Source organism: Pantoea sp. PA1, from assembly GCF_056856975.1.
Window position 1 is genome coordinate 421,414 of the sequence record NZ_JBXGEE010000002.1, and the last position, 13,749, is coordinate 435,162.

General features: G+C 59.3%; 9 protein-coding genes. 2 read left to right on the forward strand and 7 right to left on the reverse strand.

Going from position 1 to position 13,749, the window contains the following annotated elements; genetic code table 11:
• Window positions 1-2: 2 nt before the first annotated feature.
• Window positions 3-2,375: an LPS assembly protein LptD gene (gene lptD / locus AC1V0D_RS12740; protein WP_058957743.1), complete on the reverse strand. Its 2,373-nt coding sequence runs from the start codon at window positions 2,373-2,375 to the stop codon at window positions 3-5.
• Window positions 2,376-2,557: 182 nt separating this feature from the next.
• On the opposite strand from lptD, the gene djlA reads away from it, so the two are divergent.
• Entirely contained in the window at window positions 2,558-3,370 is an 813-nt protein-coding gene (djlA, locus tag AC1V0D_RS12745) for a co-chaperone DjlA (protein ID WP_009092186.1), read from the forward strand.
• A 51-nt stretch (window positions 3,371-3,421) separates the two neighbouring features.
• Here djlA and rluA read toward each other — a convergent pair whose 3' ends face one another.
• From rluA to polB, 3 genes are all read right to left on the reverse strand, one after another.
• On the reverse strand, window positions 3,422-4,075 hold the full coding sequence (gene rluA, locus AC1V0D_RS12750) for a bifunctional tRNA pseudouridine(32) synthase/23S rRNA pseudouridine(746) synthase RluA (RefSeq protein WP_009092184.1): 654 nt from the start codon (window positions 4,073-4,075) through the stop codon (window positions 3,422-3,424).
• Between the two features lie 39 nt (window positions 4,076-4,114).
• Window positions 4,115-7,021: an RNA polymerase-associated protein RapA gene (rapA, locus tag AC1V0D_RS12755; RefSeq protein WP_482907521.1), complete on the reverse strand. Its 2,907-nt coding sequence runs from the start codon at window positions 7,019-7,021 to the stop codon at window positions 4,115-4,117.
• 152 nt (window positions 7,022-7,173) lie between these two features.
• Window positions 7,174-9,534 (reverse strand): DNA polymerase II, encoded by a 2,361-nt coding sequence (polB, locus tag AC1V0D_RS12760; protein WP_482907565.1) that lies wholly within the window; start codon window positions 9,532-9,534, stop codon window positions 7,174-7,176.
• Window positions 9,535-9,703: 169 nt separating this feature from the next.
• Here polB and AC1V0D_RS12765 point away from each other — a divergent pair, with 169 nt between their 5' ends.
• On the forward strand, window positions 9,704-10,468 hold the full coding sequence (locus AC1V0D_RS12765; RefSeq protein WP_009092177.1) for a DedA family protein: 765 nt from the start codon (window positions 9,704-9,706) through the stop codon (window positions 10,466-10,468).
• A 5-nt stretch (window positions 10,469-10,473) separates the two neighbouring features.
• Here the strand turns inward: AC1V0D_RS12765 and thiQ are convergent, their stop codons facing one another.
• From thiQ to thiB, 3 genes are read right to left on the reverse strand one after another with little or no spacing between them, the layout of a single operon-like run.
• On the reverse strand, window positions 10,474-11,175 hold the full coding sequence (gene thiQ, locus AC1V0D_RS12770) for a thiamine ABC transporter ATP-binding protein ThiQ (RefSeq protein WP_009092175.1): 702 nt from the start codon (window positions 11,173-11,175) through the stop codon (window positions 10,474-10,476).
• Window positions 11,162-12,769 (reverse strand): thiamine/thiamine pyrophosphate ABC transporter permease ThiP, encoded by a 1,608-nt coding sequence (gene thiP / locus AC1V0D_RS12775; protein ID WP_482907522.1) that lies wholly within the window; start codon window positions 12,767-12,769, stop codon window positions 11,162-11,164. The genes thiQ and thiP overlap by 14 nt, the downstream gene beginning before the upstream one ends.
• A complete protein-coding gene (gene thiB, locus AC1V0D_RS12780) occupies window positions 12,745-13,731 on the reverse strand; it encodes a thiamine ABC transporter substrate binding subunit (protein ID WP_111208310.1) in 987 nt (328 codons plus the stop codon). Before thiB ends, thiP begins: the two co-directional genes overlap by 25 nt.
• Window positions 13,732-13,749 lie beyond the last annotated feature (18 nt).

Genomic DNA, 13,749 nt, shown 5'->3' on the forward strand with positions numbered 1-13,749 from the left:
CATCAGAAAGCGGGCTGGTAAGGGATAATCCCCTGACGCAGCATATCGTTGGTGCCTAAGCCATAGTTGGAGCTCAGACCACGCAGCTCAATGTTGAATGAGATTTGGTTGTCATATTTACTGTCGTCGTTTTCCCAACCGTTAATTTTGCGTTCGTAACCGACCCGAATGGCATAACAGCATGAGCTGTACTGCAGGCCTACCAGCTGCGAAGCCGGACGGCTGTTGCGGGTATCGTAGTAGTACGCGCCTACCACGGACCATGCATCCGCAATCGGCCAGCTGGCCGTGGTGCCCACCTGTGAAATCCCATTTTTGAAGATAGGATTGGTCACCAGGCTGCTGTCGTTCAGCGCGGTTGCGACATATTCCGGGCTGCTGTAACGGTAGCTCAGCTGCACCATGCGATCGGCATCACGACGATATTCCAGTACGGTATTGCCCTGGGAAACGTTGTCGAGTTTGGTGTCATACTGCAACCCACCCCGGACACCCCAGCGATCGCTGATTTTCCAGTATGTATCGCCAGCCCAGATCAGGCTGCCGGTATCATCTTCTTTACTGGTCTGATTCACACCAGTACGAGAAGGGGTAAACGAGTAGATTTGACCTACAGAAACGTTAAAACGTTCAACCAGATCGGCATCATAAATGCGTGTGGTGACGCCGGTGGCCACTTCGTTAGCCGACGCGATACGATCCAGGCCGCTATACGTGCGGTCGCGGAACAGGCCGGTGTAGTCGGTCTGCAGCAACGTTGAGTCGTACGGATAGATGTTGCTTTGATTGCGGTACGGGATATAGAGGTACTGCACCCGCGGCTCCAGCGTCTGGGTGTAGCCCGCCGCGGAGTCCATATCGCGGTCAAAGACCAGACGGCCATCGACTTTAAACTGCGGCAGGGTGCGGTTTACCGACTCATCCAGATCGCCACTTTTGCCGTTGCGATTCGCAAAGTTGTTGTTGTAGTAATCAACATTGGTCTGCTGGTAGTGGGTTGCCAGGAATTTCGCTTCGGTATCCAGGCTGGCCCAGCCGTTTGACAGCGGCAGATTCAGCGTTGGCTCAACGTGCAAACGGGTCGCTTCAGGATAGCGATCGCTGACGTTGGTAAATTTCACCGCCTGCGCATAGATCCGGCCATCAAACGGACCGATGTCATTCTGATAGAGATTGACGTCCAGCTGCGGCATGGCGCGATAGACGTTGTTGCTGCTGTTGTCGCCGAACACCTGGAAATCTTTGGTGGAAAGCGTGGCATCCCAGTTGGTGTCCGCATAGCCAATACTGAATTTCTGCGTGGCGTAGTTGTCGGTCGAGCTGTAGTACTTCGAGTCGAGGTCGTTGAAGTAGTACTTATCGCTGACTTTGGTGTAGTCCGCGTTAAAGCGCCAGTGCTGATCGTAGACGCCTGCATGACGCCAGTAGAACAGCCAGCGATCGGAGCTGTCATCTTCGGCGATGCCGCGCAGCGCTTTATCTTTGTCGTACTGCTTGTCTGAGCCGAGGTAGTCGAACTCCATCAGACCTGCGCCCAGCTCTGTCAGATAACGGAATTCATTCTCAAACTTCATGCCGCGCTTGCTGATGTAGTGCGGCGTAATGGTGGCATCGGCCTGCGGCGCGATGTTCCAGTAGTAGGGCAGGATGAACTCAAAGCCGTTGTTGCTGCCATATTTGGCATTCGGGATCAGGAAGCCGGAGCGACGACGGTCGCCAATCGGTAACTGCAGATAGGGACTGTAGAACACCGGAACGGAACCGAGTTTAAAGCGGGCGTTCCAGATCTCGGCCACTTCCTCTTCGCGGTCCTGAATCACTTCGGAACCGACCACGCTCCAGCTGTTGGAGCCGGGCAGACAGGAGGTAAAGGTGCCATTCTCCAGAATGGTGTAGCGGTTATCACCGCGCAGTTTCATCTGATCGGCGGTGCCGCGACCCTGACGATCCACCATCTGGTACTGACCGTTCCAGACGTTGGTATCTTTACTGTTCAGATTTGACCAGGCTTTCGGACCTTTCAGGATGACCTGGTTATCATCGTAATGCACATTACCCAGGGCATCGACGGTACGAACCGGCGTGGTCTGGCCCTCCTGCTGACGCTGATGAAGCTGAACTTCATCGGCCTGCATACGGCTGTTGCCCTGCTCAATATTCACATTGCCTGTGAAGACCGCATCATCGGGATAGTTCCCTTTGGCAGCGTCGGAGTGAATGGTGACAGGCAACTGATTGGTATCGCCATTCACCAGCGGGCGGTTGTAACTCGGCACGCCTAACATACACTGCGACATCAGATCGTCGGCAACGGCTTGCTGGCTAATGGCTGCGCCGATCAGTGTGGCCAGCAGGGTAGGTATATGTTTTTTCATACGCGGTATCGAGAATTCCATGAAAACTGGCATCATGCCGACAATCGGGTCAGAGACTAACTTACTGCCCGGCGTTGCGCCAGTGTTAATCCTGGTCAGTCAGCGTTGCCGTTAGGCGCTGAGATAAATGACAGGTATGATAATGCAATTTTCAGCCGCAAGCATGGCGAATTGAGGAGTTTATGCGCTACTGGGGAAAAGTTGTGGGTCTGGCGCTGGGATTACTTTCCGGTGCAGGCTTCTGGGGTATTGTGATCGGTTTGATCATTGGCCATATGTTTGACAAAGTGCGCGGCGCGCAAGGCAAGGCTTACTTCTCAAATAATCAGACCCGACAGACGCTGTTTTTCAGCACCACCTTTCAGGTCATGGGCCATCTGACCAAGTCAAAAGGGCGCGTTACCGAAGCGGATATTCAGATTGCGTCGCTGCTCATGGAGCGGATGCAGCTGCACGGTGACTCGCGCACCGCCGCCCAGCGCGCATTTCGCGAAGGCAAGCAGGCAGATTACCCGTTACGCAGCAAACTGCGGGAGCTGCGCAGCGCCTGTTTTGGCCGGTTCGATCTGATTCGCATGTTCCTGGAAATTCAGATTCAGGCTGCCTTTGCCGACGGTTCCCTGCATCCCAATGAGCGGCAGGTGCTCTATGTTATCGCCGAGGAGCTGGGCATTTCACGCGTTCAGTTCGATCAGTTCCTGCGCATGATGGAAGGCGGCCAGCAGTTCGGCGGCGGACAGCGCAGTGGCAATGGTGGCTTTCAGCAGGCGCAACGTGGACCAACGCTGGAAGATGCCTGCAGCGTGCTGGGTGTGAAGAGCAGCGATGACGCCACCACCATCAAGCGCGCATACCGCAAGCTGATGAGCGAGCATCATCCCGATAAGCTGGTGGCGAAGGGGCTGCCGCCAGAGATGATGGAGATGGCGAAGCAGAAGGCGCAGGAAATTCAGGCGGCGTACGATCTGATTCGCAAAGAAAAAGGCTTTAAGTAATCGCGCCTCTCTCCACCTCTCAGAAGGAGGCGGCGAGGCGTACCGCCCCCCTTAAAAATCGGCGGGCTGGCGAAACGTCATGGCATTACCGAATGCCGGATGGGTGATAGTCAAGGACTCCGCGTGCAGCAACAGGCGCGGTGCCATCGCCCTGGCGTCCGGATGGGCATAGAAGTTGTCGCCCAGAATCGGATGGCCCAGGGCCAGCATATGCACCCGCAGCTGGTGCGAGCGGCCGGTAATCGGCTTCAGCGAAACGCGCGCACTGTTATCCGCACGATATTCCAGCACCTGATACTCCGTCTGCGCGGCTTTGCCGTTTTCGAAGCAGACCATCTGCTTCGGACGATTAGGCCAGTCGCAAATCAGCGGCAGATCAACCACTCCCTCCTCCTTCTCCGGATGACCCCAGATGCAGGCCACGTAGGTCTTGGCGGGTTCCCGCTCGCGAAACTGCCGTTTCAGCTCACGCTCAGCCGCCTTGGTCAGGGCGACGACCATCACACCACTGGTCGCCATATCCAGCCGGTGAACCGATTCCGCCTGCGGGAAATCACGCTGTATCCGCGTCATCACGCTATCTTTGTGCTCATCCAGCCGACCGGGTACCGAGAGCAGACCGCTGGGTTTATTCACCACCATGATATGCGCATCCTGATAAAGGATGTGCAGCCAGGGTTCACGCGGTGGATTGTAAGGTTCCATAGGGCTTTCCAAAAATAAGGGGCCGGAAGGCCCCTGAGCTTACTGGTGAGTCACCACAATCAGGCGCAGCGCGTCGAGACGCCAGTTGGCCTGATCCAGGCTTTCCAGCACCTGTTCACGGTTGCTTTCCAGCGCCTCGATCTCATCTTCACGGATGTTCGGGTTCACCGCTTTCAGCGCATTGAGACGGGAAAGCTCTGCGCCCAGCTTTTCATTCGCCTCGGCCCGCGCCGCTTCAATCACCGCACGTGCCTCGCTGACCACGCTCTCTTCACCCTGGGTGAGGATTGCATGCACATCCTGCTGCACCGCATTGACCAGTTTGCTGGCGGTGTGGCGGTTAACCGCATTCAGCTGGCGGTTAAAGCTTTCGAACTCCACTTTCCCGGCCAGGTTGGTGCCGTTGCGATCGAGCAGCAGACGGACAGGCGTCGGTGGCAGGAAGCGGGTCAGCTGCAGATGCTTCGGTGCCTGCGCTTCCACCACATAGATCAGCTCAACCAGCAGCGTGCCGACCGGCAGCGCCTTGTTCTTCAGCAGTGACAGCGCGGAGCTGCCGGTGTCACCCGACAGGATCAGATCCAGGCCGTTACGGATCAGCGGATGTTCCCAGGTGATGAACTGGGTATCCTCGCGGGAGAGCGCCTGATCGCGGTTGAACGTGATGGTGCAGCCATCTTCCGGCAGGCCAGGGAAATCGGGCACCAGCATGTGGTCGGAAGGGGTCAGCACAATCAGGTTATCGCTGCGATCTTCCTGATTGATACCAACAATATCAAACAGGTTCAGCGCGAAGTTCACCAGACCGGTGTCGTTATCCTGCTCGCTGATGGCGTTCGCCAGCAGCTGAGCCGATTCGCCGCCGTTAGAGTTCAGCTCCAGCAGACGATCGCGGCCCTGTTCCAGCTGCGATTTCAGCGCCTCGTGCTGTTTACGGCACTCCGCGATAAAGCCGTCAAAGCCTTCGCTATTTTCCGGCGCGGCTAAATAGCCAATAAGCTGCTGATGCACGCTGTCGTAGATGGTACGACCGGTCGGGCAGGTGTGCTCGAACGCGTCCAGACCTTCATGATACCAGCGCAGCAGCACCGCCTGAGCGGTCTGCTCCAGCCACGGCACCAGAATCTGAATATCGTGCGCCTGACCAATACGGTCCAGACGGCCGATACGCTGCTCCAGCAGATCCGGGTTAAAGGGCAGGTCGAACATCACCAGGCGGCTGGCAAACTGGAAGTTACGGCCTTCAGAACCGATTTCAGAGCAGAGCAGCACCTGCGCGCCATTCTCTTCCGAGGCAAACCACGCGGCAGCCCGGTCACGCTCAATGATCGACAGGCCTTCGTGGAACACCGCCGCCCGGATGCCTTCGCGCTCGCGCAGCACCTGCTCCAGCTGCAGCGCCGTGGCCGCTTTGGCGCAGATGACCAGCACTTTCTCTTTACGGTTGCTGGTGAGATAGCCCATCAGCCATTCCACGCGCGGATCGAAGTTCCACCAGGTGCCGCTGTCGCCTTCAAATTCCTGATAAATCTGCTCCGGGTAGAGCAGGTCACGCGCCCGCTCCTCGGCGCTTTTGCGCGTGCCCATAATGCCGGAGACTTTGATGGCCGTCTGATACTGCGCAGGCAGCGGCAGACGGATCTGATGCAGTTCGCGTTTCGGGAAACCTTTTACACCGTTACGGGTGTTGCGGAACAGGACGCGGCTGGTGCCGTGGCGATCCATCAGCATGGCGATCAGCTCCTGACGCGCCTCCAGCTTGCCCTCACGATCGCTGTTGGCGACCTGCAGCAGCGGCTCGATATCCTCTTCGCCCACCAGATCGTTGATCCGGTTCATCTCCTCCTGGGAAATCGCCTGGTCAGCCAGCAGCGCTGTCACCGCATCAGCAATCGGACGGAAATGCTGCTGCTCTTCAACAAAGGCAGCAAAATCATGGAACCGGTCCGGATCGAGCAGGCGCAGACGGGCAAAGTGGCTCTCCATGCCGAGCTGTTCCGGCGTCGCCGTCAGCAGCAGCACCCCGGCCGTTTTCTCAGCCAGTTTTTCGATGACCAGATATTCACGGCTGGGTTCGCCTTCGGACCAGGCCAGGTGGTGCGCTTCATCCACCACCAGCAGATCCCATTCGGCATCGGCCAGCAGTTCAAGGCGCTGTTTGTTACGGCGAACAAAGTCGAGCGAACAGATGATCAGCTGTTCCGTTTCAAACGGGTTATCGCTGTCGTGCTGCGCTTCGGTGTAGCGGTCATCATCAAACAGGGCGAAACGCAGGTTAAAGCGGCGCAGCATCTCGACCAGCCACTGATGCTGTAAGGTTTCAGGCACCACGATGAGTACCCGCTCGGCACGCCCCGCCAGCAGCTGCTGTTGAATGATCATCCCGGCTTCAATGGTTTTACCCAGGCCCACTTCATCGGCCAGCAGTACGCGTGGCGCGTGGCGGCGACCCACATCGTGTGCGATATGCAGCTGATGAGGGATCAGGTTCGTGCGCATGCCGCGTAACCCGCTGATCGGCAGACGGTATTGCTCACTCTGGTATTTGCGTGCGCGGAAGCGCAGGGCAAAGCGGTCCATGCGGTCGAGCTGACCGGCAAACAGACGATCCTGCGGCTTACTGAACACCAGCTTGCTGTCGAGCATCACTTCACGCAGGATCACATCGCTTTCTTCAGTATCCAGTCGGGTACCGATATAGGTCATCAGGTCATTTTCGTTGCGGACTTCATCGACGCGCATCTGCCAGCCTTCGTGACTGGTGATGGTATCACCCGGGTTAAAGATGACGCGGGTAACCGGCGAATCGTTGCGGGCGTAGAGGCGGTTTTCCCCCGTGGCCGGAAACAGCAGGGTGATCATGCGGGTATCGATCGCCACCACGGTGCCCAGTCCCAGTTCACTTTCCGTATCACTAATCCAGCGCTGACCTAATGTAAAAACCATATATTTTTAGCTCGAATTTTAACGTTTTTAGAGGTGTTCCCGAATCTCAGGCAATAGCGTTACCGCCAGACAACAAGGTCTGGAGCGTGCATAAGAGCGGTGAGTTTCAGGAAGGGCGCTATGGTACTGGATGGCAGGGCATTCGTCACCTGTCAAAAAAGCCCCAGTTGCCCCGTAATCAGTGTAGCAAAATCTCCCCCGACAAAGGGCAGGATCCCCTCTGCCACCGGCTGCAGCTGCTTCGTCACATAGTGGTCATAGTCGAGCGGCGTACTGCGCGCCTCCAGCGGTTCGGGGCCAGCCGTAGCCATGACGTAACGAATCCGGCCGCCGTTCTGATACTGCAGTGGCCGGTTCAGTTTGCGATTCTGCTCATCAGCCAGCCGGGCGGCGCGCACGTGCGGGGGCACATTTCGTTCATACTCCTTCAGCGGACGCCGCAGGCGCTTTTTGTAGATCAGCTGGTCGTCCAGCTCGCCCGCCAGCAGCTGCGCCACGGTTTCCCGGATGTAATCCTGCCACGGCTCGCGGTGGAAAATACGGTGGTACAGCTGCTGCTGAAATGTTTTGGCCAGCGGCGTCCAGTCGGTTCGCACCGACTCCAGCCCCTTAAAGACCATGCGCGCACCGTCGGCGTCACGAATCAGTCCGGCGTAGCGTTTCTTGCTGCCCTGTTCCGCGCCGCGAATGGTCGGCATCAGAAAACGGCAGAAGTGGTTTTCATACTCCAGTTCCAGCGCGCTGGTCAGTCCCAGCGTCTGCTGCAGGTGATCGCGCCACCAGGCATTCACTTTCTGCACCAGCTGATGACCAATGGCAGCGGCCTGCTCCTCATCGTGGGCCGACTTCAGCCAGACAAAGGTGGAGTCGGTGTCACCGTAGATGACGTCGTAGCCTTCCGCTTCGATCAGCGCGCGGGTCTGCTGCATGATGGCGTGACCGCGCAGGGTAATTGAGGAGGCGAGTCGCGGATCGAAGAAGCGGCAGGCGCTGGTGCCCAGCACTCCGTAAAAGGCGTTCATGATGATCTTCAGTGCCTGTGACAGCGGCTGATTGTTCTGTTTTTTCGCCGCTTCGCGCCCCAGCCAGATCTGTTCAACCATCGCCGGCAGGCAGTGGGTGTGGCGAGAGAAGCGCGCTTCCCGGAAACCGGCAACCGAATCCGCATCATCAGGATGAGCCAGACCCTCCACCAGGCCCACCGGATCGATCAGGAAGGTGCGGATAATCGACGGATAGAGGCTTTTGTAATCCAGCACCAGCACCGAGTCGTAGAGACCGGGACGCGAATCCATGACATAACCGCCCGGGCTCGCTTCCGGGGCCACCTCACCCATGTTAGGCGCGACAAACCCGACACGGTGCATGCGCGGAATATAGAGGTGACTGAACGCCGCCACCGAACCGCCATGGCGGTCCACGGCCAGACCATTGACCGCCGCGCGCTCCAGCAGAAACGGCATGATCGCCGTTTTGTGAAAGATCCGCGTCACCAGTTCGCAATCTTTCAGGTTGTAGCGCGCCAGCGCCGGTTTATCGTTGGCAAACCGCCAGTTTATCTCCTCCATGCGGTGCCAGGGATTGTCGATCGCTTTGCCTTCTCCCAGCAGCTGCTGCGACACCGACTCCAGGCTGAACGACGGAAAATCCCAGAACGCCGACTTCAGTGCGTCAATGCCATCAATGATCAGGCGGCCGCTGGCCTGCGCGAAAAAAACGCCCGGCTTGAAGCCATGTTCCCGCCACTCCAGCGCCGTCTGCTGGCGGCCAAGACGCAGCGGAATGCCGTAGCGGTCGGCATGTTTCTGCAGCACCCGCAGGTCAAACTGCACCACGTTCCAGCCAATCAGGACATCCGGGTCATGCTCTGCAAACCACTGGTTCAGGGCTTCCAGCAGCTGTGGCCGGCTGTCGAGATAGATCAGGTCGAAATCCAGCGTGCTGGCATCGCCGTTAGCCGGGCCGAGCATATAGACCTGGCGCTGACCGCAGCCCTCCAGTCCGATGCAGTAGAGCTCGCCATGCTGGGTGGTTTCAATATCCAGCGAGACCCATTTCAGCGGCGGGCGATAGTCGGGATGGGGCTTAAGCCGCGCGTTGACCAGCGTGTCGCCCTGCTGCTCGCCATCAAACCAGACGGGGGCGGTAATAAAGCGCTCCATCAGATAGCGTTCCGGCGGACGGATATCCGCCTCGTAGATCGGAATTCCCTGTTCGCGCAGCCGTTTTTCGATGCGCTGCAGCTGACGATGCTGCTGGCAGTAGAGGCCCAGCACCGGACGGTGACGAAAATCTTTCAGCGCCAGCGGCTGGATACGCAGCTGGCGTTCCTCTCTCTGCACCTCGCTGATCTGCGCCTGATATTCCGCAGGCACAAAAGCGACAGACTCCTGCACAGGCAGCACCACGCGCTGCGCGCCCGCATCAGTGGCGAGCCAGAGGATAATTTCGGTGCCATTCGGGCTGTCGCGCCAGTGGCGGGTGAGCAGAAAACCTGCGCGGGGCATAGTCAGATGTTCTCCGGACGCCATGTTTCAGGGATAAGTAAACAACCTGAGTATATCATGGATATTTATACAGTTCCTGTCGCCACGATTTGTCAACATTGTCCTACAATTCTTGCCTTGACGCTGTGTGGCTGGCTCTGGACAATCCAGCCTTCTGCTTTGACTAAGGACCACTATGGAAGCCTGGATTCAACAACTGATTACGCAGTCCCTGGAGTGGGCGCTGTTTGCCGTTGCGCTGGTGACGTTTCTGGAGTCGCTGGCGCTGGTCGGGCTGTTGCTGCCAGGTACGGTGATGATGGCCAGCCTGGGCGCGCTGGTCGGCAGTGGCGAGCTTGGCCTTTATCCTGCCTGGGCGGCGGGCTTTGCGGGCTGCCTGATCGGTGACTGGGTTTCTTACGGTATCGGCTGGAAATTCCAGGGGCCGCTGCACCGCTGGAAGTATCTGCAAAAGTACAAAGGCCTGCTGGATAAAACCGAGCATGCCCTGCATCAGCACAGTATGTTTACCATCCTGGTCGGACGTTTTGTCGGCCCCACGCGGCCGCTAATCCCGCTGGCGGCGGGTATGCTGGAGCTGCCGGTACGTAAATTTCTGCCGCCCAATCTCATCGGCTGTCTTCTCTGGCCGCCGATCTATCTGCTGCCCGGCATTCTGGCCGGGGTGGCGATTGACGTGCCAAAAGCGGCGCAGGGCGGCAGCTTTAAATGGCTGTTACTGGGCGCAGCGCTGCTGATCTGGCTTGGCGGCTGGTTAGGCTGGCGCTGGTGGCGCAGTGGCAAAAGCCGTGACTGGGCCACCGCCTGGCTGCCTCCGGCGCGCCTGCGCTGGGCTGGCCCGCTGGGGCTGGCGATCGCCGTGGCGGCGTTCGTCGCGATCCAGTTCCATCCGATGATGCCGGTTTTCCGCCATCTGCTGTGGCAGGTTTTCATCGCCTGAGCCGCTTAACGACGCGGGATGCCGAGTACGTCGGCCTCCCGCGTGTCGCCCGACAGCAGCTGTCGGGTTTCGCCATCCCAGTAAACCCGGCCATCCACAATGACCACGCTGCGCGGCGCGATCTGCTGCGCATCTTCCAGACTGTGTGACACCATCAGCAGCGTGATGCTGCGCGCCTCACACACCGAACGCACCAGCTGAAGCATCTCGCCGCGCAGGGCGGGGTCCAGCGCGGAAAAGGGCTCATCCAGCAGCAGTACCGGACGGTCACGCAACAGGCAACGGGCCAGCGCCACGCGCTGGCGCTGGCCGCCCGACAGTTCGCCTGGCAGGCGTGACAGCAGATCGCCTAATCCCACCTGTTCAGCCAGCGCAGTCAGCTGCCGCTGCTGTTCCGCGCTGAGTCGTAGCCCCGGGTGCAGCCCCAGCGCCATGTTCTGCTGCACGCTGAGGTGCGGAAACAGGTTGTTCTCCTGAAACAGCATGGAAACCGGTCGTCGGGCCGGGACAGTGTGGGTGTGCTCCTGACCGTCAATCAGCAGGGTGCCCTGATTCACCGGCAGAAAACCGGCAATCAGGCTCAGCAGGGTGCTTTTACCCGCGCCGCTGGGGCCGAGAATCGCGATGCGTTCACCGCGTGTGGCCCTGAAGCTGAAGCGCATCGGCAGATGCTGGTAGAGATAGGTAAGGTTATCAAGAGTCAGCATGGCGGCCCGGTAATTTTTCCATTAGCGTGAACAGCAATAAGCAGAGCAGCAGCAGCAGCAGGGCGGTGACTGCACCATCAGCGCCACGATAGGCGCCTATCTGCTGATAGAGATAGAACGGCAGCGTGCGGAAGTCGGCGCTGCCAAATAGCGCCACCACGCCAAAATCACCAATCGACAGCACGCAGGCAAAGGCCAGCGCCTGGGCCAGCGGACGTTTGAGTGCCCGCAACTCGATCAGCCGCAGCCGGTTCCAGCCCTGAATATCCAGTGAATCGCAGAGTCTGCCGTACCGCTCTGCGGCGTCGCGCATCGGGTTTTCCAGCACTTTCAGCGCATAGGGAATGGCAATCAGCGCATTCGTAAACATTACCAGCCCTTCGGCGGAGTCGGGCAGGCCGATGGTGGCGTTGAACAGCAGGAAAAAGCCGGTGGCGAGCACAATGCCCGGCATCGCCAGAATCAGCATTCCGCTGGTGTCGATAAGCGTGGCCGCCGCCGGATGCTGGCGCAGACGCAGCTCGCGGCTGCTCCAGAGCAGCATCATGGTCAGCACCACGCAGATCAATCCGGCCCCGGTGGCGATGCGTAATGAGGTCAGGGTTGCCCGCCAGAGAGCAGGCTGAGCCAGCGCACCGCGCACGCCGCCATGCAGGCCCTCCACAATCACTGCCGCCAGCGGAGGCAGCAGCAGGAGCAGCGCCAGCAGGATAAGCAGCGCATCGCTGAGCTGTGCGCCCCATGAATCCTGCGGATCGCGCCAGCCCTTCAGCTGACGGGTGCCGGCGGGGATCGCCTTACTGAAGCGCTGGCTGAGCAGCACCAGCGTCAGGCAGCAGCCGAGCTGAATCAGCGCCAGCAGCGCGGCACGGCCCGGATCGTAGTCATAACTCAGCGCCTGGAAAATCGCCAGTTCGAGCGTGGTAGCCTGCGGCCCGCCCCCCAGTGACAGCACGGTGGCAAAGCTGGCAAAGCAGAGCATAAAGATCAGCGCGCCGGTCGGCAGCAACTGACGCCGCAGCCACGGCCACTCCAGCAGGCGAAAATGGTGCCAGCCGCGCAGGTCGAGCTGCGCCGCGAGCTGACGCTGCTCGGCCGGAATGCTCTCCAGCGCCTGCAGCATCAGACGCGTCGCCAGCGGCAGATTAAAGAAGACGTGCGCCAGCAAAATGCCCGGCAGACCATAGGGTGAGAAGTGATAACCGATGCCCAGCAGCTGACAGAGCTGGGCCAGCCAGCCAACGCGGCCATAGACGGTCAGCAGACCAAACACCGCCACCAGTACCGGCAGGACCAGGGTCATGGCACAGAGACGCAGCAGCAGCTGGCGGCCGGGAAAACGGCGCCGATAGAGCGCACGCGCCAGCGGCACGGCAGGCAGCAGGGAGAGCAGGGCGGAGAGCAGCGCCTGACCGAAAGAGAAGCCGATCACATGCCGCAGATACGCATCCTGCAGCACGCTGCGCCACTCCAGGCCTGGCGCGGCCATCCAGAGTGCGCCAAAGGCCAGCAGCGCCACGCCGGTTAGCAGCAGCGTGGCGAGCGAGCCGGGGATCAGCCAGCGCGGCATCAGCGGCTGACGGCGCGTTGCCACTGGCTGATCCAGCCTGAACGCTGTGTGGCCACCTCTTCAGGCGAGAACTGCAGGGCGGTGGACGGCACCGTCAGGCTGGCAAAACCGGCAGGCAGCGGCGTATCGATCACCGGGTACATCCAGTTGCCGGTGGGAATGGTGCGCTGGAACGCAGGCGAGACCATAAACTGCATGAACTGCTGTGCCAGCGCAGGCTGTTTGCTGCTGGCTAACTGTGCGGCCACTTCCACCTGCAGATAGTGTCCTTCGGCAAACGGGGCGGCGGCGTAGTTCTCTTTTTTCTCTTCGATGATGTGGTAAGCCGGAGAGGTGGTGTAACTCAGCACCAGATCGCCTTCGCCCTTCAGGAACAGGCCATAGGCTTCGCTCCAGCCTTTGGTCACCGTTACGGTTTTCTGCGCCAGCTTCTGCCACGCCTGCGGAGCCTGGTCGCCGTAGACCTTCTGCATCCACAGCAGCAGGCCTAAGCCGGGGGTACTGGTACGCGGATCTTCGTAGATCACCCGCCACTTTTCCGGGCTGTCGACCAGATCTTTCAGGCTTTTGGGCGGGTTTTTCAGCCGGGTTTTGTCATAGACAAAGGCGAAGTAGCCATAGTCAAACGGCACAAAGGTGGTGTCGTGCCAGCCGCCAGGCAGGGTAAGTTTTGCGGTGTCGACCTGACTTTCAGCAAACAGACCGGTTTTCTGCGCCGCCTGCACCAGATTGTTATCCAGCCCCAGCACCAGATCCGCTTTGCTGTTTTTGCCTTCCATCCGTACGCGGTTCAGCAGCGAGACGCCATCTTCCAGCGTGACGAATTTCAGCTCACAGTTGCACTGCGCCTCAAAGGCTTTTTTTACCGCCGGGCCAGGGCCCCAGTCGGCAGAGAAGGAGTCGTAGGTGTAGACCGTGAGGACCGGTTTAGCCGCCAGAACGGGGGCGGAGAGTAACAGCAATACCGGCAGAACTTTGTTTAACACTTTGCGCTCCTTCAGGAG

Bases quoted from the DNA above. Each gene is read 5' to 3' on its own strand.
- rapA (WP_482907521.1), bottom strand. From the start codon at position 7,021: ATGGTTTTTACATTAGGTCAGCGCTGGATTAGTGATACGGAAAGTGAA.
- thiQ (WP_009092175.1), bottom strand. From the start codon at position 11,175: ATGCTGACTCTTGATAACCTTACCTATCTCTACCAGCATCTGCCGATG.
- lptD (WP_058957743.1), bottom strand. From the start codon at position 2,375: ATGAAAAAACATATACCTACCCTGCTGGCCACACTGATCGGCGCAGCC.
- djlA (WP_009092186.1), top strand. From the start codon at position 2,558: ATGCGCTACTGGGGAAAAGTTGTGGGTCTGGCGCTGGGATTACTTTCC.
- rluA (WP_009092184.1), bottom strand. From the start codon at position 4,075: ATGGAACCTTACAATCCACCGCGTGAACCCTGGCTGCACATCCTTTAT.
- AC1V0D_RS12765 (WP_009092177.1), top strand. From the start codon at position 9,704: ATGGAAGCCTGGATTCAACAACTGATTACGCAGTCCCTGGAGTGGGCG.